25 protein-coding genes are annotated in these 19,115 nt (G+C 58.5%); 23 read left to right on the top strand and 2 right to left on the bottom strand.

The genetic code is table 11. The annotated features are described in order from the left end of the window. Window positions 1–97 precede the first annotated feature (97 nt). The 12 genes from RTP97_RS07205 to RTP97_RS07150 all read left to right on the top strand — a co-directional run bounded on the left by RTP97_RS07205 (window position 98) and on the right by RTP97_RS07150 (window position 9,096). A complete protein-coding gene (locus RTP97_RS07205; protein WP_006785950.1) occupies window positions 98–568 on the top strand; it encodes an STY4534 family ICE replication protein in 471 nt (156 codons plus the stop codon). A 60-nt stretch (window positions 569–628) separates the two neighbouring features. After that, window positions 629–1,165: a single-stranded DNA-binding protein gene (locus tag RTP97_RS07200; RefSeq protein ID WP_006785953.1), complete on the top strand. Its 537-nt coding sequence runs from the start codon at window positions 629–631 to the stop codon at window positions 1,163–1,165. Between the two features lie 133 nt (window positions 1,166–1,298). Beyond that, window positions 1,299–1,736 (top strand): DUF29 domain-containing protein, encoded by a 438-nt coding sequence (locus RTP97_RS07195; protein ID WP_006785955.1) that lies wholly within the window; start codon window positions 1,299–1,301, stop codon window positions 1,734–1,736. 138 nt (window positions 1,737–1,874) lie between these two features. After that, window positions 1,875–2,540 carry a PilL N-terminal domain-containing protein gene (locus RTP97_RS07190; protein WP_006785957.1) on the top strand — a complete coding sequence of 222 codons (666 nt, stop codon included), beginning with the start codon at window positions 1,875–1,877 and terminating at the stop codon, window positions 2,538–2,540. Further along, window positions 2,537–3,295 carry a hypothetical protein gene (locus RTP97_RS07185; RefSeq protein WP_020899224.1) on the top strand — a complete coding sequence of 253 codons (759 nt, stop codon included), beginning with the start codon at window positions 2,537–2,539 and terminating at the stop codon, window positions 3,293–3,295. Before RTP97_RS07190 ends, RTP97_RS07185 begins: the two co-directional genes overlap by 4 nt. 11 nt (window positions 3,296–3,306) lie before the next feature. After that, window positions 3,307–4,029, top strand: coding sequence for a TIGR03759 family integrating conjugative element protein (locus RTP97_RS07180; protein WP_006785960.1), 723 nt, complete (start codon window positions 3,307–3,309; stop codon window positions 4,027–4,029). After that, window positions 4,008–4,643 (top strand): transglycosylase SLT domain-containing protein, encoded by a 636-nt coding sequence (locus RTP97_RS07175; RefSeq protein WP_006785961.1) that lies wholly within the window; start codon window positions 4,008–4,010, stop codon window positions 4,641–4,643. The genes RTP97_RS07180 and RTP97_RS07175 overlap by 22 nt, the downstream gene beginning before the upstream one ends. 5 nt (window positions 4,644–4,648) lie before the next feature. After that, on the top strand, window positions 4,649–5,182 hold the full coding sequence (locus tag RTP97_RS07170; RefSeq protein WP_006785962.1) for an integrating conjugative element protein: 534 nt from the start codon (window positions 4,649–4,651) through the stop codon (window positions 5,180–5,182). Beyond that, window positions 5,182–5,754, top strand: a complete 573-nt coding sequence (locus tag RTP97_RS07165) for a restriction endonuclease (RefSeq protein WP_006785963.1) — start codon at window positions 5,182–5,184, stop codon at window positions 5,752–5,754. Before RTP97_RS07170 ends, RTP97_RS07165 begins: the two co-directional genes overlap by 1 nt. A gap of 10 nt (window positions 5,755–5,764) precedes the next feature. Further along, window positions 5,765–6,253: a hypothetical protein gene (locus RTP97_RS07160; RefSeq protein ID WP_006785964.1), complete on the top strand. Its 489-nt coding sequence runs from the start codon at window positions 5,765–5,767 to the stop codon at window positions 6,251–6,253. After that, window positions 6,246–8,345 (top strand): type IV conjugative transfer system coupling protein TraD, encoded by a 2,100-nt coding sequence (gene traD, locus RTP97_RS07155; RefSeq protein ID WP_006785965.1) that lies wholly within the window; start codon window positions 6,246–6,248, stop codon window positions 8,343–8,345. The genes RTP97_RS07160 and traD overlap by 8 nt, the downstream gene beginning before the upstream one ends. Further along, window positions 8,338–9,096: a TIGR03747 family integrating conjugative element membrane protein gene (locus RTP97_RS07150; protein ID WP_006785966.1), complete on the top strand. Its 759-nt coding sequence runs from the start codon at window positions 8,338–8,340 to the stop codon at window positions 9,094–9,096. The genes traD and RTP97_RS07150 overlap by 8 nt, the downstream gene beginning before the upstream one ends. Window positions 9,097–9,186: 90 nt before the next feature. On the opposite strand, the gene RTP97_RS07145 is transcribed toward RTP97_RS07150, so the two are convergent. Next, window positions 9,187–9,534 (bottom strand): FxLYD domain-containing protein, encoded by a 348-nt coding sequence (locus RTP97_RS07145; protein WP_016808262.1) that lies wholly within the window; start codon window positions 9,532–9,534, stop codon window positions 9,187–9,189. 184 nt (window positions 9,535–9,718) lie between these two features. Between RTP97_RS07145 and RTP97_RS07140 the strand changes: the two genes are divergently transcribed. The 11 genes from RTP97_RS07140 to RTP97_RS07090 are packed head-to-tail and all read left to right on the top strand — an operon-like array spanning window position 9,719 to window position 18,215. Next, entirely contained in the window at window positions 9,719–10,066 is a 348-nt protein-coding gene (locus RTP97_RS07140) for an RAQPRD family integrative conjugative element protein (RefSeq protein WP_006785967.1), read from the top strand. Continuing rightward, on the top strand, window positions 10,066–10,308 hold the full coding sequence (locus RTP97_RS07135) for a TIGR03758 family integrating conjugative element protein (protein ID WP_003029734.1): 243 nt from the start codon (window positions 10,066–10,068) through the stop codon (window positions 10,306–10,308). The genes RTP97_RS07140 and RTP97_RS07135 overlap by 1 nt, the downstream gene beginning before the upstream one ends. Window positions 10,309–10,343: 35 nt before the next feature. Next, a complete protein-coding gene (locus RTP97_RS07130; protein ID WP_006785968.1) occupies window positions 10,344–10,730 on the top strand; it encodes a TIGR03745 family integrating conjugative element membrane protein in 387 nt (128 codons plus the stop codon). A 12-nt stretch (window positions 10,731–10,742) separates the two neighbouring features. Then, complete coding sequence (locus tag RTP97_RS07125; RefSeq protein ID WP_004115534.1) at window positions 10,743–11,099, top strand: TIGR03750 family conjugal transfer protein; 357 nt, start codon at window positions 10,743–10,745, stop codon at window positions 11,097–11,099. Beyond that, window positions 11,096–11,755, top strand: a complete 660-nt coding sequence (locus tag RTP97_RS07120; protein ID WP_004115533.1) for a PFL_4703 family integrating conjugative element protein — start codon at window positions 11,096–11,098, stop codon at window positions 11,753–11,755. The genes RTP97_RS07125 and RTP97_RS07120 overlap by 4 nt, the downstream gene beginning before the upstream one ends. Continuing rightward, window positions 11,755–12,705 carry a TIGR03749 family integrating conjugative element protein gene (locus RTP97_RS07115; protein ID WP_006785972.1) on the top strand — a complete coding sequence of 317 codons (951 nt, stop codon included), beginning with the start codon at window positions 11,755–11,757 and terminating at the stop codon, window positions 12,703–12,705. Before RTP97_RS07120 ends, RTP97_RS07115 begins: the two co-directional genes overlap by 1 nt. Beyond that, window positions 12,695–14,194, top strand: coding sequence for a TIGR03752 family integrating conjugative element protein (locus RTP97_RS07110; protein ID WP_006785974.1), 1,500 nt, complete (start codon window positions 12,695–12,697; stop codon window positions 14,192–14,194). The genes RTP97_RS07115 and RTP97_RS07110 overlap by 11 nt, the downstream gene beginning before the upstream one ends. Beyond that, complete coding sequence (locus RTP97_RS07105) at window positions 14,178–14,573, top strand: hypothetical protein (RefSeq protein WP_020899223.1); 396 nt, start codon at window positions 14,178–14,180, stop codon at window positions 14,571–14,573. Before RTP97_RS07110 ends, RTP97_RS07105 begins: the two co-directional genes overlap by 17 nt. Further along, complete coding sequence (locus RTP97_RS07100) at window positions 14,573–14,983, top strand: TIGR03751 family conjugal transfer lipoprotein (protein WP_006785978.1); 411 nt, start codon at window positions 14,573–14,575, stop codon at window positions 14,981–14,983. Before RTP97_RS07105 ends, RTP97_RS07100 begins: the two co-directional genes overlap by 1 nt. After that, complete coding sequence (locus tag RTP97_RS07095) at window positions 14,983–17,841, top strand: conjugative transfer ATPase (RefSeq protein WP_023202704.1); 2,859 nt, start codon at window positions 14,983–14,985, stop codon at window positions 17,839–17,841. Before RTP97_RS07100 ends, RTP97_RS07095 begins: the two co-directional genes overlap by 1 nt. Next, entirely contained in the window at window positions 17,838–18,215 is a 378-nt protein-coding gene (locus RTP97_RS07090; protein ID WP_004115528.1) for a hypothetical protein, read from the top strand. The genes RTP97_RS07095 and RTP97_RS07090 overlap by 4 nt, the downstream gene beginning before the upstream one ends. A 112-nt stretch (window positions 18,216–18,327) precedes the next feature. Here the strand turns inward: RTP97_RS07090 and RTP97_RS07085 are convergent, their stop codons facing one another. Continuing rightward, the gene (locus RTP97_RS07085; RefSeq protein WP_223151192.1) at window positions 18,328–18,873 is read right to left on the bottom strand and encodes a hypothetical protein; all 546 of its coding nucleotides are present in this window, start codon (window positions 18,871–18,873) and stop codon (window positions 18,328–18,330) included. Window positions 18,874–19,115: the final 242 nt, after the last annotated feature.

The following is a 19,115-nucleotide window of genomic DNA, read 5'->3' as shown; positions in this document are numbered from 1 at the left end:
AGGATTCAACCGATCCTGACCCCCGACGGGAAACCACTCCCGTCAGGGCAGATGGTTTCTCCGCCGTACCTTTTTTTACCTCCATGGAGAAAACATCATGTCTGCAAACAATACTTCTGCATCTGCAAAATCTGAGTACTTCAACCTGACTATCAAAGGCATCGGGTATCTCAGCAACATCCGCCAGGTTAACCATCAGAATGGCTCGTTCCTCAGCTGCGTAATAAATGCACTGAGTGGTCCGACTGATAATCCGGCCTACGTCCGTTTTGACATTTCTGTCGCAGGTAAAGAGGCAACCAGCCTTATCGCCCGCTGCCAGAAAGCCGTCGATGAAGACAAGAAAGTCCTGTTGGGCTTTAACCTGAGTAACCCGTCCACGGACATATTTACGCTGAACAAAGGCGACCATGCCGGCGAACAGCGCGTCAGTCTGAAAGCCCGCCTGATAAAGGTGGACTGGATCAAAATAGGCCAGGAAATGGTTTACAAGACTGAAAAATCTGACTCCGTGCCGCCGCAGAATGGCTCTGCCGCACAACAAAACTACGCAGAAAACTCATTCTGATGCGCACCTGACACACCCCGTTCGCGGGGTGTTTCTTTATTCCTTACAGGAGAAATGATTATGTCCTCACGCGGCGTTAACAAGGTTATCCTTGTCGGAAACCTCGGCCAGGATCCTGAAGTTCGTTATATTCCCAACGGCAGTGCAGTTGCCACCCTTTCTCTGGCCACGTCTGAGAGCTGGCGCGATAAGCAGTCCGGCGAACAGAAAGAAGTGACCGAATGGCACAGGGTGGTTATTTTCGGCAAGCTGGCAGAAATTGCGGGTGAATATCTGCGCAAAGGCTCCCAGGTTTACATCGAGGGTCAGCTGCGCACACGCAAATGGACCGATCAGGCCGGCCAGGAGAAATACACCACAGAGGTGGTGGTCAATATTGGTGGCACCATGCAGATGCTTGGCGGCCGCCAGTCCGGCAGCGGACAGAATACGTCTTCCCGGAATGACTGGGGGCAGCCTCAGCAACCTTCAGGACCGACTCACAGTGGCCAGGCCTCCGGCAGCAGTGCCGGTGCGCCACCGATGGACTTCGATGACGATATACCGTTCATTGGATTCGGGTATGACTGTTCCAGAGTGGCAATTCACGCCCTCTGAATTAATGGAGCTTTGACTGTTATGACTGTCTCTGACAAACTTCAGGAAGCAACTTTTTATGTTGCATCTTATGTTATCCCCGGAGCATATCTGTTCTGGCGGTTTCTTCACTTTTTGACTAACGGAGGCTTGTATGGGAGCACGTTACGATTCAGACGTTGTTGCCTGGGCCAGTGAACAGGCAGCTTTACTGCGTGCCGGAAAGCTCAGTCAGATTGATATTGAGAACATCGCCGAGGAGATTGAAGACGTGGGCAAAAGTGAAAAGCGTGAGCTGGCCAGCCGTATGGCTGTCTTACTGGCCCACCTTCTTAAATGGAAGTTTCAGCCAACCCATCGAGGTAAAAGCTGGGAGTTAACCATTAAAGGTCAGCGTGATTTGATTGTACGACGTCTGAACAAGACGCCGAGCCTGAAAAGCGCGTTTTCTGATCCTGAATGGCTTGCGGATGTGTGGTTTGACGCCCGCGCCGATGCTTCCAAAGAAACCGGCATAGGTCTGGATATCTTTCCTGAAGACAGCATCTGGACAACAGATACTATTCTCAGTAACGAGTTTTACCCGGACTGATTACTGTCTGTTTCACCGCAACGCCATCCTTTCGGGTGGCGTTTTTTTTCATCAACGGAAAATCAGTTGTTAATTGAGTGAAACCGGACCGATTCCGCACAGTGAGGGCTGTTTTATCACTGTACAGGAAAATTCCGGATGAAACGTAACACCTCTCACAACGTATTTTCACCAGGCAGGCTTGCCACTGTTCTTCCCCTGCTGCTCCTTGCGGGCTGTGTTTCCCAGCCGCAAAAGTTGCAACAGCGTGCGCCTGCCGACCCGACACCCGGCACCACCGTCACCCGCAACGTTCAGCCGGTCTCTCCGGACGAGTATGCGCGGACGCCGGAAGTGGTGCGCTACGATCGTTATCTGCTGGTCAGCACCGATCCGCAGGCGGCCCAGCGTGACCCTCTCTCCCAGATTATTGATATCCGTATCCCGTCATCCCTGCATCCTACCGTGGCGGATGCGCTGCGTTACGCCCTGCGCCAGTCCGGTTATTCCCTGTGCGCGACAGGCTCCGCCAACGGCGTGCTTTACCGCCAGGCATTGCCGGCGGTTCAGTACCAGCTGGGCCCGATGCGCCTGCGTACTGCCCTGCAGGTCCTGGCCGGTCCGGCCTGGCAGCTTGAGGTGGATGATGTACAGCGTGTGGTCTGCCACAGCCTGCGCGACGGCTACCAGCTGCCGGTCTCCCAGCTTCCGCCGCCGGTCAGCAGCTGGTCCACGCCTGCGCCGTCCGCCGTGTCACAACCGGCCATCAGCGCCCCTCAGTCAGTACCCGTTAAACCTGTCAGCGGAGGGTTTCTGAGAAAATGAGCGAACAGCAACCATTCCATACTGACCCCGCTCCGGCTCGTAAAAGATTCAGCTGGCGTCCCCGCTGCCGCCTCATCTGGGGCGCTGCCAGCGGTGTGGCGCTGGCCGGCATTCTGGCGCTGGGCTACACCGCCTTCAGTCTGGGCATATCGAACCTTGATGAACGCCTTGCACGCCTTGAATCTCAGGGCAGTACAGCGGCCACTGTTGAGACAGTCGCGGCCCTGCAGTCAGATGTGACCACGCTCAAAACCGGCCTGCAGGATACCCGGAAAAAACTTGGTGAGATGCAGCAGGAGCTGAGCGCTGCTGCGAAACAGGCCGGCAGCGACGACGCCGTGCGTCAGTCATTGCGAACCCTTCAGGACGCCCAGCAGGGGCTGGAAACCCGCCTGAGTGCGCTGACTGAGCAGCTGACAGCGCTGAAATCACAGCCGGCACCCGCACCCGCCGCACCTGTCGCCGCACCGGTCAAAAAAAACGCGCCTGCTGCAAAAAAGCCCCGTCCCGCTGACACACGTCGTGCTGCTCCGTCCCTTCGCGTGGCCCGCAATGCGCCTTTTGTGCTGACGGGCGTGGAGAAGCGGGGGGCAGAGTCCTGGGCTGCCATCGCGCCCCGGGGCTACAGCAGCCTGTCGCAGGTGGCCCTGGTCGGAGAGGGCGAAACCGTTGCCGGCTGGACGCTGGTCAGTGCCGGTTATGGTGAGGCGACGTTTCGGGTTAACGGCCGCCTGACCGTGCTCAGAGCAGAATAACGGAGCGAATGATGAAACTGAAACACACCTTTTTAGCCGCCATGCTGCTGAGTCCCCTGACCCTGGCCGCGACCACATCAGGACAGACGGATGTCAGCCGACAGGAATCAACACAACGGGCGGACTCCGCACAGCAAAACCTGCAGCAGCAGGCCGGTCAGTGGGGACTCAGTGCCGACGATTATCAGCGTTATCAGCAGCTGATGAAGGGACCCCGGGGTACCCAGTCGCCGGGTCTCGATCCGCTTTCCACCCTCGGTATCGAGGCGCAGACGCCGGCAGAGCGCCGTAAGTTTGCTGAAAAGTGGGTGAAGGAAGAGTTTGCCCGCACCCAGAAAGAGCTTGATTTCCAGCGTGAGGTGAACGCGGCCTGGCAGCGCCTGTATCCGGGCACACTGCCGGTCAATATGGGGAACGCCTCCGGCGTGGCGCACGACAGTGGCGGCCGGCTGGCACTGTTCGTCAGGTCAAAAGACTGCGCAACCTGCGACGCGAAACTGTCTGCCGTGCTGGCTGACAACCGGCCGGTGGACATCTATCTGGTCGACAGCCAGGGCAGTGATGATGCGCTTCGCAGCTGGGCGCGGGACCATCACATTCCCGTGGAAAAGGTCCGCAAGCGCCAGATCACGCTTAACCACGACGGCGGCCGGTGGATGCGCTTTGGTAACGGCCTGATGCCGGTTTTACTGCAGCAGGCGGGAGACGGTAAATGGGCAATCGCAGCATTCTGACCGGCGCGCTGGCGCTGGGCTTACTGATGGCGGCCGTCCCTGACGGCCATGCTGACCAGACGGTGCCGGAGGGTTACGTCCGCGTGGCCATGGCGCACGGCGTGCCCCCCGAAGCGCTTTACTCGGTATCACTGAGCGAGTCTTCGCGCAAACTTCCCCGCGGAATACGGCCATGGCCCTGGACCATCAATGTGGCAGGCAAAGGGTATCGCTATGAGACGCGCCTGCAGGCCTGGCAGGCGCTGCAGGTCTTTATGAAGCGTCACCCGCTTAAGCGCATCGATGTCGGTATTGCCCAGGTCAATCTGGGCTGGAACGGTCATCATTTTGCCTCGACGTGGGATGCGTTTGACCCTTACACCAACCTGAACGCCGCCGCCACCATTCTGCGTGAGTGCTGGGCGCGTAAGCCAGGCAGCTGGCTGGATGCGGCCGGCTGCTACCACCATCCCGCAGGTGGTCAGCCTGCTGCACGTTACCGCGCCATTGTGAGAGGGCATCTGGCAAAAATCAGCCCTGCACCCCGCATTTCTGCGCCGGCAGCTGAAGCGCCCCGCTCGGTTGCTGCGCTCACCCCCGATCCAGGCTTCGTCTGGACTGAACCCGGGAGATAACCCTGATGAAAACGCTGTCCTTACTGCTGTTTACCCTCCTTCCCCTGACCGGCCATGCTGAACTGAATGTGATTGCTGATCTGGGCGGTGAAGATGCTGCGCCGTATTTTGAGGCCGTTAATAAACAGCCCGGCATGCCCGGCGTCAGTGACGTACAGCCTTCACGCCAGCCGGACCACGGTGTTCCGCTGGCTGACGGGATGGCGGGTATGTTACCCGTTAACACACCTGAACTGAGCCCGGGGAATACAGCAGACCGGCCGCTGCAGTTGCCCGGCATTGGGGCGTTGTTTCTGATCGGGGATGATGCTCTGTCCCGTGAATGGCTGAAAGCCAATGCCGGCGCGCTGGCTGAACAGCATGCGGCCGGGATGATAGTCAACGTCACAGACATGGATACCGTGCGCGAGCTGCGCGAGCTGGCACCCGGTGTCAGCCTGGCCCCGGCTTCCGGCAGCGAACTGGCCCGTCGCCTGCAGATTGCGCATTATCCGGTACTCATCACCGATACCGGCCTGACGCAGCAGGTTAAGCCGTGATGAGCGCGCCAGATATCAACGGTCTGCTGATGGCGCACCCTTACGGGGCGGTCATACTGGTTGTCCTTTTCCTGGTGGTGATGGCCTTTCTGAACCTGCGTCGGCGGGAGAAAGCCAGCACCCGCCGTCACCGGCGATACCGGGCAACGGCGGGGCGGGTACTGGATAAACTGACCCGCCTGCCGGGAGACGGGCAGCGTCTGAGCTATCTGCGCAAAGTCAGTCCCTATGTCTTTGAAGAGCTGTTGCTCTCTGCCTTTGAACGCCAGGGGCTGACCGTGGTGCGCAATGCCTCCTACAGCGGTGACGGCGGCCTTGATGGTCAGGTCATCATTGACGGTGAGCACTGGCTTATCCAGGCCAAACGGTACAGTCGTGCTGTTTCCCCCGCACATGTTGAGGACTTCGACCGGCTTCTCCTGCAGTCCGGCCGCCGGGGGCTGTTTATCCACACGGGCCGTACCGGAAAAATGAGCCGCACCATTCGCACGGCGTCACCGCGTCTGCGCATCATCAGCGGGCAACGCCTGCTGGCCATTCTCGCCGGTCAGGACGTCCGGCAGTATCTCTGAGGAATCTTTTATGCACATCTTCCTGAACAGCCTGCGTTACGCGTTGTGGCTTGTGTTCTGTTTATTCCGTCATGCCGTTTTCGTGCCTGCCGCTTTCGGCGGTGTCTACCTGCTCGCCTGGCTTGTTTTCGGCCATCCGGTCAGTGACCTGAACGACCAGTTGCAGAAGGAGGCAACGGCATGGCGCACCGCGCCGCCCGGACATTACATGTGGGAGGAATGCCCGGCGCCTGATAATGCGGCTCCGCCTGATGCAAAGCCGGCAGCCTGTACCGTCACTGCCGTCTCCACAGAAACCGCGGCGAACAATTACCTGCTGTCATTGCGGGCTGTATGGATCATTTTTTTCATCCTGTCGAATGTTCTGTATGTGCTCTGGCGCTTACTGGCGGATGCCCTGCGTTACCACTCCCTTTCCTGCAGGGAAGCCGGTGCCGGGAGGGGAACGTATATCCGTATAGCCGACGGTAAAATTATAAAGGAGGCAGACGATGAGTAACCGTTACGTCATTGAGGCCCTGCTGCGTCCGGCCGTTGAGCTGAATACCGCCGTGGTATCGGGCATGGCGGCGTATGTCTGTGTGCAGGCACCCTGGGCTGTCGCTCTGGCTCCGTCTGTCAGCTATGTCACCGCAGCCGGGTTTGCGGCGCTGGCCGTCACCCGCACGCATCAGGGGATGAAGATTATTCGCTACCGCCGGAATCTCCGCCGCCTGCCGCGCTATGTCATGAGTACTAAACAGATCCCCGTCAGTCATCGTCGCCTGTTTCTAGGCCGGGGGTTCCGCTGGACGCAGAAACACACCCAGCGGCTGCAGGATACGTTGCGCCCTGAAGTGGCCCGTTACCTGCAGCCAAACCGCTTTTACCTGGGGGCGCGTCAGCTCGAAATGATGACAGAGCACCGTCTGCCCTGGCTGGGTAAGCTGCTGAGTGCCGATACGCCGCTGAACCCGGTGCGGCCATTACCACCGGTGGGCGGCAATCCGGCGCTGCACGGCATCGAGCCCGACGAAAAAGACGTCACCCTGGCTCTGGGGGAGCGCGTTGGCCATACGGTGGTGTACGGCACCACGCGCGTCGGGAAGACCCGGCTGGCAGAGCTGCTGGTCACCCAGGATATCCGGCGGGGTGAAGTCACCATCGTGTTTGATCCGAAAGGCGACGCAGACCTGATGAAACGCGTCTGGGCAGAGGCCCACCGGGCTGGACGCGGGGACAAGCTGTATATTTTTCATCTTGGCTGGCCTGAAATTTCAGCCCGTTATAATGCCGTCGGGCGTTTTGGTCGCGTGTCAGAGGTGGCGTCCCGCGTGGCCGGTCAGCTGTCGGGTGAGGGGAACAGCGCGGCATTTCGCGAATTTGCCTGGCGGTTCGTCAACATCATCGCCCGTGCGCTGGTCGCCCTGGGTGAGCGCCCTGACTACACGCTGATCATGCGCTACGTGAACAATATCGCCGATCTCTATATCCGCTATGCGGAAAAAATCATCCAGGCGCAGCTGCCGGCTCTGCAGACGCAGATTGAGAATAATCAGCAGGTGCTGGGAGAGGACGACGTGCCCCGTAACATGCAGGGTCAGCCGGATGCCTTACGTATCTGGGCCATTGAGGTTGCCCTGAGTTCAGAAGAGGGTAAAAAACTCTATGATCCCATCCTTGACGGGCTGCGGTCAGCGGTACGTTATGACCGTACTTACTTTGACAAAATCGTGGCGTCGCTGCTGCCGCTGCTGGAAAAACTGACCACCGGCAAGACCGCCGAGCTGCTGTCGCCGGATTATCAGGACATTGACGACACGCGGCCGATTTTTGACTGGGAACAGATCATCCGTAAAAAAGCCGTGGTGTATGTGGGGCTCGATGCGCTCAGTGACAGTGAAGTGGCGAGCGCGGTCGGTAACTCCATGTTCGCCGATCTGGTGAGTGTGGCCGGGCACATTTATAAACACGGTATCAATGCGGGCCTGCCGGGCGGGAAAGAAGGGAAGTCCCTGATTAACCTGCACTGCGATGAGTTTAACGAGCTGATGGGGTATGAGTTTATTCCTCTCATCAACAAAGGGGGCGGTGCCGGCATGCAGGTGACGGCCTATACCCAGACGTCTTCTGATATTGAGGCACGCATCGGGAATGCGGCCAAGACGGCCCAGGTACAGGGTAACTTTAACAACCTGATTATGCTGCGCGTCAGGGAGAACCGCACCGCCGAGTTGCTGACCACGCAGCTGCCGCAGGTGGAGATTTACACCAAAACGCTGGTCTCCGGGCACCAGGACACGGCGGATGTCAATGCAGACCAGGACTTCACCTCAAGCACCCAGGACCGCGTCGGGACGGTAAAAGTCCCACTACTGGAGCCGGCCGATATCGTGACACTACCAAAAGGGCAGGCGTTTGCCCTGCTGGAAGGAGGGCAACTGTGGAAAATCCGCATGCCGCTGCCTGCCGGGGATGCTGATGATGTGCTGATGCCGGAAAGTATTGAGAAAATAGCGGAGGAGATGCGGCGCAGCTATCACAGCGGCGAATCCTGGTGGCGGGACGGCCCGGCCCTGAACGTGCCGGTCACAGGAGGGGCGAATGGCTGAGGTAAAACGTCCCCCACAGCAGCAGACGCTGCCGGAACGCAAGCACGGCATTCTGTATAATCTGCTCTGGGGCTGGCCATGGGCCCTGGTGGGCGTGGTGCTGTCCTCGCTGCTGCTGAGCCTGCTGATTGAATATATCGGCATCGCCTTCTTCTGGCCGGAAGCCGGGGCGGCGCACAGTGAAGCGGTCATGAACACCGAGCTGGGGTGGCTGTCCACAGAGTTCACCCGCAGCCTGCTGCTGTCTGAGCCATCGGTGACGGTTGTGCGCTGGGTTAGCACCGCGTATCAGTGGGCCTTTGTGGACAGTGGCTTCCTTGACTGGGTCCGGCAGCAGTATGCGCACCAGATGCACAGTGACAATGCAGTCACGCGGGAAATCAACAGCTGGAGCGGCTGGCTTGCCGGCTACCTGCGTGAATACCTGCTGGCCACGGTATGGATAAGCATTATCACACTGGTACGCGTCACCATCCTGGTGCTGTCCGTCCCGCTGTTTGTGCTGGTCGTGGTGGTGGCCCTGGTTGAGGGGCTGGGGCGGCGTGATCTGCGGCGTTACGGGGCGGGGTATGAAAGTTCTTTTGTCTATCACCATGCCAAGAAACTGGTCAAACCGGCAGCCGTGGTGCCCGCCATGCTGTACCTTTCCTGGCCCACTGCAGTCTACCCCAATCTGCTGTTGTTGCCGGCGGCTGTCCTGTTGGGTATCGCCGTGACCGTGACCACTGCCTCATTCAAGAAGTATCTTTAAATCAGGGCTGGACGGAGGCGTGCAAAACTTGTTTTGCGCGCCTGCCGTCAGCAGACAAGCCATGAAACCACTGTTACTGGCGCGTCAGTGTCAGTTATTAAATACCGTCAGTTCTGTCACTTTGAAGCTGTCTGGCTTGTTGGTTATGCTGTCGTAGGGTGCCTGTAGCTTCCATTGCTGACCCGGCTCCAGATTTTCAGCCATCGCTGCCGTATTTCCTATTACTGCCCCATTCTGAAGCAAGTTGAATTTGACAATTACAGTCTTCACAGGCCCACCTGACACGTTTGTTCCCGTGCCTTCAATTTGCTGCAAACCATTTGCTGCTGTGGCGAAATGCAGGTCTGAAAGTTGGACTTTGCCAGTACCGTCGGCCGCAAGAACAGGGCCGGTAATCAGTGCAGTGATTAACGTGGCCTTCAGAACAGTCTTCATCATTTTCATTTTCCCTCTGTTTACCGTTGAGTTTTCTTAATATCACAATGAACCTTTATTTACAGCTAAACCTGCCACCGGCACTGACCTGCAATTAATTTTGAAATTCCTGTTTAGGGTTTATCGCTGACCCGACGCTCCCTCTTCCGCATCCTGTCCGCACCCCTTAATCCTTCTGGAGGTGCGTATGAACTCAAATCGTCCGGCCATGCGGCGCAACCGTCGTGTCCCGGGCATCACTGGCCTGGTATTGCTGACCTTTCTGGCATCAGCTGCTGCACAGGCATCCGAGAAAGACGAGCTTGCGTCTGTTCAGCGTCAGCTGGACCAGGTTCAGGCGTCGCTTGAACGGGCCCGCGTGGCGGCTGCACAGGCCGACCCGGCTGACCGTGGCCGCTTTTTCTTTGATTACCGTCAGGCCACATCCGATCTCAACACCATCCGCAGCGGCATTGACCGCTATCTGGAGCCCTCCCGCGCGCAACCGCGTGACCCGTCTTATGTGGCCGGTAATTACCGGCGGGAGCGGCCCTGATGCCCATGACATCCGAACAAACGAACGCGTTTAAAGCCGGCTCCGGCAGTCTTGATGTGAACATCCTTCATCTGCTCTGCATCGGGGCACTGCTGGCATTTCTTTTTTTATGGGCCGCGTGGGCGCTGTCGGATGTCTGGACCGGCTGGAGTAACACCAAAGTGCGGGACGCGGCCCTGGGGCGTTTTGCCGTCCGCACCGTGCTGCTGTTGCTTGTGTGTATCTGGATGTTTGCCAGTTAACCCGATTATGAACGTTAAGTCAGGAGATGAATTCCATGCACCATTCTGAGTCTGTTGTTGCCCGCCTGCGCCGTCTCGCCAGTCGTACGCTGACCCGCGCCGGTACGCTTGCCCTCCTGGGCTGGCTCACCTGCAAACCGGCCTTTGCGGACTTGCCAAGCGTTGAAGCGCCTGAATCCGGAGGCGGAAGCGGGCTGTCCGGACAAATCAAGGGCTACCTGCAGGACGGCATTGTTATCGGGGGGCTGGTCGTGGCGGCCGTTGCCTTTATCAACGTTGCCATTGCCGCCCTGCACACCTTCACCGAAGTCCGCAATGAGAAAGCCACCTGGACCAAATTCGGGGCCATTGTGGTGGTGGGTGTGGTGCTGCTGGTTGCCGTTATCTGGCTGCTCGGCAAGTCTGCCGACATTCTGTTGTAGGAGCCTGCGACGATGCAGACCATTCGTTTTTTACCTGACCGTCTCAACAGTGAGCCCGTGGTATTTCGCGGGTTTACCACCCATGAGATGGGGCTGGCAGCCCTTGCCGGCGCGGGTGCGGGTCTGCTCCTGTCACTGCCGTTTATCCCGCTTGCCGGCTGGGTTGTCGTTCCCACCGGCCTGCTGGTCATGCCGCTGCTGCTCGTCTGGTTCGGCGGCCGCTGGATGGCCAGGCTCAAGCGCGGTAAGCCCGAGAACTGGCTCTGGCAGCGACTGGAGACGAAAAAACGCCGGCTGGGGATGGGCAATCCGAAACTGATTGTGGATGCCCGGGGCTGGTCAGTGAAACGTAACAGGAGAGCCTCATGAGCCGTTTTCGCCATGCGGTAAAAGACCGCGACCAGCATATTCAGACGCTGCGCATCGCCTGCGCCGTGCTTGCCTTTTTCCTTTTATTCACCTGTGCAGGCTGGATGCTGGCACCCAGCAAGCTGACCGTGCATAACCCGCCGGATTTACGTACCGGCAGCACGCGGCCCTGGTGGGAAGTGCCGCCCCCGACGGTCTACTCCTTTGCGTTCTACATTTTTCAGCAGCTCAATGCCTGGCCGAAAAACGGCGAGGTGGATTATTCCGCCAAAATCAATGCGCTGTCGCCGTATCTGACGCCGTCCTGTCAGGATTTCCTGAAAGCGGATGCAAAGAAACGCGGTGACGCCGGGGAGCTCACCGACCGCGTGCGCGTGGTGTATGAAGTGCCTGGTCGCGGTTACCAGTCACAGAGCGTGACCGTACAGGATCGCGATCACTGGATTGCCCGCCTGGACGTGGTGGCCGACGAATATTTCCATGCCGAGCCGGTCAAACGCGCCCTGGTACGTTACCCGCTTAAAGTGGTGCGCTGGGAAGGTGATGCGGAGCGCAACCCGTTCGGGCTGGCGCTGGACTGTTATGCCGGTGTGCCCCAGCGTCTGGAGGCGGCACCGCCTGCACCTAAACCGGAGAAGTCAGGAGTGTTTCAGTGATGAGTAAAAACCCCCACTACCGCGCCGGGCTGATGGCGCTGTCCTTCGCCCTGCTGCCCCTGGCAATGCTGGTATCACGTCCTGCCGGCGCAGATGAGCTGATGAAATGGGAGCGTATTCCGCTGCAGATCCCCCTGAAGGTGGGGCAGGAGCGGGTGGTCTTTGTGGACAAAAACGTCCGCGTCGGTTTTCCGCCGGCGCTTAACGGTAAACTCCGGGTGCAGAGCACCGGGGGAGCCGTCTACCTGAAAGCCGACAGCGCCTTTCCGCAGACGCGGGTGCAGCTGCAGGATGTGGAAAGCGGCGAGGTTCTGCTGTTTGATATCGCCGCCGGTGAAAAAGGGCCGACTGAGCCGGTGCGGCTGGTCTACAGCGGTGATGTCAGCACGCTGAGTCACGCCGGCGATGCGGCCGGTCAGCCAGGTGGTGCAGACCGGGCTGCTTCCGGATCAGGCTCATCTGCTCCCACCGGCAGCGATGATGGTACTCAGGCAAAGCGTAAAAAAATCCGCTACAGCGCCCCCATCCCGGTGCTGCTGACCCGATATGCCGCTCAGAGCCTTTATGCTCCGGCACGTACGGTCGAGGCGGTCCCGGGTATTCATCCGGTCAATCCTCATCTGCCCCGACGTGTCAGCACGCTGTATCCCTCTGAACCATTAACGGTCACGCCGCTGGCTGGCTGGGGTGTGGCAAACCGCAGCGTGGTGGCACTCAGGCTCACGAACACCGGCAGCCGTAAGGTCGTTCTGGATCCACGCTCGCTGCAGGGACAGTTTGTGTCCGCCACCTTCCAGCACCGCTGGGTCGGTCCGGCCGGCACGCCTGAAGACACCACCACGGTGTATGTGGTGACCGCCGGTCGTCCGGAGAGCGCATTCATTGCTGAGCCGTCTGCACTGCGTAAAGCGACCCGCACGGTAAAACAGGAGGCCCGCCATGCAGATTAAATCTAATGCCCTGGTGAAGTTTATCGTGCCGGCCGTGGTGATTGCCGGGCTGGCCGTGGGGCTCAAAAGCTGCAAAAACGAACCGGCAGAACAACCTCAGGCAAAACAAAGCGGCTCCCTGAAAAACCTCTCGCCGGATGAACTGAAGGCGCTGGGGGTGGAAGGCGACACGCCGGAGGACACCCTGCGCACGCTCATCGGCCGGCTGAACGATGTGCGTGACCGCCAGAAAACGCTGGATAAGCAGAACGCGGATTTGGTGAAAGAAAACGAACGGTTGCGCCGGCGCAATCAGGACGTTTCAGGACAGGTGAATGAGGCCGTTAATGGCCTGCGCGAGCAGTACGACAAGCGGCAGGCTCAGCTTCAGAACGAACAACTGAGCCTGACGGCGAAAATCCAGGAGCTGACTGACAAACTCAAAAAGCCTGACAGCGAGAAAAAAACGGCGGACAGCGATATCCCGCTGGGGCTGGGACTGGACGGCATGGGCAGCAGCACCGGGGGGAGCGCTTCTCAGGGCAGTGACGGCATGATGTGGGTCGCGCCGACGGACCAGAAAGAGACGGATCCGCGGGATGCGGCCAGCGGCAAAGCCTCACCTCAGTTCCCGACCTCTTTTCTGGGGGAAAATGAGCTGACCCGCCAGAAAGCCGCCTATGAGCAGAAAGTGAAGGGACGGACGAATGAAAAAGGGGCGGAAGAGAGCGCCGAGCCGGTTTACACGCTGCCGGAAAATTCCACGCTGGTCGGCAGCCGCGCCATGACGGCACTGCTTGGCCGGGTGCCCATCAACGGCACCGTGACCGATCCTTATCCGTTCAAGGTGCTTATCGGTAAGGATAACCTGACGGCGAACGGCATCGAGTTACCGGACGTCGAAGGGGCGATTGTTTCGGGGACGGCCAGCGGCGACTGGACGCTGTCCTGCGTGCGCGGGCAGGTTAACAGCGTCACCTTTGTTTTTTCCGACGGTACGGTGCGCACCCTCCCCAGACCCGACACCAGTAACAACGCCGGCGGGCAAAATAATAACGCTCAGGCTAAACAGGATACCGGCACCAGTGGCGGTATCGGTTGGATTTCGGATGAAAACGGGATCCCGTGCATTGGCGGCGAACGTAAGTCCAACGCCTCCACCTACCTGCCCACCATCTTTGGCCTGTCGGCTGCCGGTGCGGCGGGTGAAGCGATGAGCCAGGGGCAGTACACGACGCAGAACAACGTGAATGGCATTTCCGCCACCATGACCGGCGACGCCGGACAGGCGGCGCTGGGGAAAGCCATTTCCGGCGGCATGTCTGAAACCACCGACTGGATCAAACAGCGTTACGGGATGACGTTTGATGCCATTTATGTGCCGCCCGGTGCCCGTCTCGCCGTGCATATCACCCGTCAGCTGGCCATTGATTATGAAGATAAGGGCCGTAAGGTGCGCTACGACTTCACCCTGCCGGGTGGCGTCAGTGACAATGGCGGACTGGACTGAGTACACGGCCATGGCGGGACAGATAACGTTTTTCCCTCTTTCATCCGTGTGCTGGATGTTCAGCGACGGGGCAGGCTGGCATATTGACGTGATCCCTGCGTCTTCTGCGGTTCTGTTGCTGCGACCCGTCGCGCTGTTGCCTGCCGGCGCACCTTTACTGCGCTGGCGCAATGGCCAGCTTTTACTGGATATCGGCAGGTTCTCCCTGCCGCTCAGTGCCCGGGAGTGTGCCGTTTCGTGGCGCAGCCCGAAAATCCCGCGCCGGCTTTACTGCCCGCGTATGACATTACGGGAGCTGGGGCACCTGCTGAATGTCAGTGCGTTCGTTTTTATCTGCGGCGGTTACGATCCGGCCGCCTCACAAAGGAGATACCGGTAATGTACAGAACGGTTTTCATTCTGGCCCTGAGCTGTGTAATGCTCAGCGGCTGCTCAACCTCCAAAGAGGAAATGCTGCCGGCGGGCGATAACACCATGCTTGAACTGTGGAACGGGGCGGACGGTGGCGGCAGTACTTCCCGCCAGTCTGCGGCGGCCCGCGACACGCTGCGACGCCCGCTGACGGGCAGCGAAACGCAGGCGGACGCGCAGGCCGACCGCAGCTACAGCCGTACTCAGGAAAGCGAAATCACCCAGCAGTTTCCCCGGCTGCCCAACCCCGACATGGTGATGTACCTGTATCCCCATCTGGCAGACGGTAACACGCCGGTGCCGGGTTACAGCACTGTGTTCCCGTTCTACAGCCAGACGCAGTATGCCATGCCTGGCGAGCGCACGGAGGCCCTGTAATGCTTTCACTGTTTACGCGTAATAAATCCACCGACCGGCAGACGCCGGTTGATGACGGCCAGTCCGTTCAGGCAGATGAAACCCTGACCGCGGCCGTGAAGGGCCGGCAACCTCTGAAGCGCCCCGGGAAAATGACGCGCCAGGATGAGGAGAAGGTTTATCACGCCAATCCGTCCATCATTGACTTTTTGCCCTGGGCAGAATTTCTCGATGAAGAGCAGTGTCTCCTGCTTGATGACGGCGTGTCGGTGGGGGCCGTTTATGATGTGACACCGGTGGCGACCGAAGGGCGAACCGAAGAGCGCCTGGAGCAGATCCGGGACTCGGTTGAGGATGCACTTCAGGACAGCTTTGATGAACATGACGTGAATCCCTGGGTCGTGCAGTTCTTCTGCCAGGACGAGGACGACACTGACGCGTACCTGGACAGGCTGCGCGGGTATGTCAAACCACATGCACAGCGCACGGCGTTTACCGACGCCTGGCTGGGTGAAATGGAGCGCCATATCCGCAGTATCTCCCGGCCTGAGGGACTTTTTACTGACTCGCTGATTACCGGCCAGCCGTGGCGCGGGCAGCAGCGCCGCACCCGGATGGTTGTTTATCGCTGGCTTGGTAAAAGCCGGGATCCGATGCCGCCGGTGGCGATGCTCAATCAGGTGTGTGACCGGGTCGTTAATGCCCTGGGCGGGGCGGGGATCCGCTGCACCCGGCAGAACGGCCTGCAGGTGCATGGCTGGCTGCTGCGGCTGTTCAATCCGTCACCGGACTGGGTGGAGAAAACCACGCTCTATCGGCAGGCTGCTTACGCAGACCCGCGCGAGACACCTGAAGGCACCGTGCCGGTCAGCAATGATTTTGCCGAAACCCTGTGGTTCACGCCGCCGGTTTCAGACCCGGAAAACGGCGTGTGGTGGATTGACAACAAGCCGCACTGCGCGGTGGCGGTGGAAAAACTGCGTACACCGCCGGAGCCGGGCACCCTGACCGGCGAGAAAAGCCGGGGTGAAAAGAAAATTAATGCCCTGATGGATATGTTTCCGGAAGGGACCATGGTGTGCATGACCGTGGTGGTACAGCCCCAGGACCGGCTTGAAGAGCAGTTTAACCGGCTGTCGAAAAATGCGGTCGGTGAGAATACCGAGTCGGGCCGCGTCCGCCAGGATGTGAAGACGGTCAAAGAGTATCTGGGCAACCGGCACAAGCTGTACCGGGCGGGGATCACCTTCCTGCTGCGCGGCGACGACATGACCAGCCTGAAGCGCAAGCGGCTGGAGCTGTCCACCGTATTGCTAGGGGCCGGTCTGCAGCCGGTACGGCCGGAGTTTGAAGAAGGTCCGCTGAACAGCTGGCTGCGGGCGCTGCCGATGTGCTTTAACCCGGACAGCGACAAAAAACACTGGTATACCCGTCTGACATGGGTTCAGCACCTGGCAGGACTTTTGCCGGTAACCGGGCGGGAAACCGGCACGGGGCATCCCGGCTTCAGCTTTTTCAACCGCGGCGGGGATACCCTTACATTCGATCCGCTCAACAAGCTCGACCGCACCCAGAACGCGCATCTGCTGTTGTTCGGCCCGACCGGGGCGGGCAAGTCGGCCACGCTGTGTGCCGCGCTCTCCCAGCTGATGGCCGTCCATCGTCCGCGGCTGTTTATTGCGGAGGCCGGCAACTCGTTCGGCCTGCTGGCCGACTTCTTTGACAGCCTCGGGCTGACGGTGAATAAAATCAGCGTCAAACCCGGAAGCGGCGTCAGTCTGCCGCCGTTTGCTGATGCTCACAAACTGGTGGAAGAAGGCCTGGCCGCCCAGGCCGTGGATGAGAGCGACCTGCCTGATATCGACACGGACGACGATGGCGAGGATGACAAGCGTGACGTTCTCGGTGAAATGGAAATCTCCGCGCGCATGATGATCACCGGCGGCGACCCGAAAGAAGAGGCTGACCTTAAGCGTGCCGACAGGGCGATGATACGTGAGGCGCTGCTGATGGCGGCACATGCCACGTATAAGGAAGGGCGGCAGATGCTGCCGTCTGACCTGCAGAAGGCGCTGTACGACATTGCCTCTGACAACGATGAGGGCGTCATCAATGTCCGCAATGCTCAGCGCAAGGCGAAAGCGGCGGAAATGGCGGAATCCCTGGGCATGTTCACTCAGGCCGGGAGCTTTGAAGCGGAGCTGTTCAACCGCGAAGGGGAGCTGTGGCCGGAAGCGGACGTGACGCTGGTCGACCTGGGGCATCTGGCGCGTGAGGGTTACGAGGCGCAGATGGCCCTGACCATGGTCTCGATGACCAACATGATCAACAACATCGCGGAGCGTGACCAGTTCCTGGGCCGGGATATTGTCTTCACGGTGGATGAGGCGCATATCGTGACGGTCAACCCGCTGCTGTCGCCCTACATGACGAAGGTGGTCAAGATGTGGCGTAAGCTCGGTGCCTGGCTGTGGCTGGCCACCCAGAACCTTAAAGACTACCCGGATATTGCCGAAAAAATGCTGAACATGGCGGAATGGTGGATTTGTCTGACCATGCCCCCGGAGGAGGTCAAAGATATCAGCCGTTTCCGCGCGCTCACGCCGGAGCAGGAATCGGTGCTGCTTTCCGCCAGTAAACTGTCGGGGTGTTATACGGAAGGCGTGGTGCTGGCGAAACGGATCGAAGCGCTGTTTCGTGCCGTGCCGCCCAGTCTCTTCCTGGCACTGGGCATGACGGAAAAAGAAGAGAAAGCCGAACGCCGGGCGCTGATGAATGAATTTCACTGCAGCGAACTCGAGGCGGCAAAACGCGTCGCGCAGAATCTGGACCGTCTGCGCGGTCTGACGGATAAACAACAGGAGCCTGCCACGGTATGATGACACTGAAGTACCCTGAACCCGCCATTCATGAGCACAGTGGCGGTGCGCTTTTCACCCTGTCGCCTCAGGGGGAGCCCGGCGTGCTCCCGGCGACACATCAGCATCTGGTGAGGCTGCGGGCGATGCTCAGGCAGCGCCTGACCGGGCCGGTCAAAATGACGTGTCACCCGCACCGGGTGGGACTCAGCAGCAGCGTGGCCATCTATCTTGAGGGAAAGCTGAAGCAGGCGGTGAATATTCTTATCACCGTGACGGGACAGACGAGCTGGCCGCAGGAAGAGGAGTATGCGCATCCGCGCTGGTATATCACGGTGCCGGATTCGGCTGACCTGGTGTATCTGATGCTGTGGATTAACGGGCTTGACGTATAACTACAGACTTGCCTTCACCAGGGGCATGATTACAAAAAGAAAATAACAATATTGCATACCGGCCCTCAGGGCCGGTTTTTTGCTAAGTAACGTCATAAAATTGACTACGAGGTCAAGAAGATTTCCTTCGCATAACCTTCTTAACGCATTCACTTATAAATCCTTTTTGCTGATGGGAAATATCCATGAACATTGATTCACCTTCCATTTTGAAAGGTAAAACTCCTCCCTCGTATGCAAACCCTGTTTTGTTTAGAGGATAAAATAGCGCAATCCTATACTCTGCTTCATGAGAAAATATATTTGGTTTAAAAAAAACAAGTTCTTCAGGAGTGAAGCTGTCTGGTGCCGTTCCTGGATGATAATAGATCACATCTTTCCCTTTAATTTCAGTACCCGGGAATCTGTGGTCTAAAAGAGAAAGTCTTTCTTGGAGGAGATCAACGTCGAATGCGATGCAGATATCAGCTTTAAAAGCAGCATAGAGTTCTGGCTCATCTTGCCGATTACTCAAACATATACAATAACAATGACGAGGCGATAGCGTAAACATGGGATCTGCAGTCATATCGTCAGGGTTAAGGGTGCGCCCATTAATTTTTATAGCAACTTGATAACGATCCGGAGTGAAAATTTTTTCCATTTCATTATCGCGCATTTTTTCGTTTTCCATGCGTGAATAATGCGTCAGGTCACACAGTCGTATCGGAGCTTCGTCGCGGATAACGGGGCCAAGAATCTTCTCCTTTCCATACAGATACCTGATATTCATCATCACCTCTGGCAATTTAGTTGAATGATTACAGATTAGTACTTTATGCCGGGTTTAACCGTCTGTAGTTATATCATTAGCTAAATGGTTGTGATCATTTCCTACTGCAAAAGCTACAGATTCGCTGA

Source organism: Pseudescherichia sp. (genome assembly GCF_031998825.1).
GTDB lineage: Bacteria > Pseudomonadota > Gammaproteobacteria > Enterobacterales > Enterobacteriaceae > Pseudescherichia.
The sequence above is the reverse complement of the archived record's forward strand: the minus strand, read 5'-3'. Positions and strand labels throughout refer to the sequence as shown.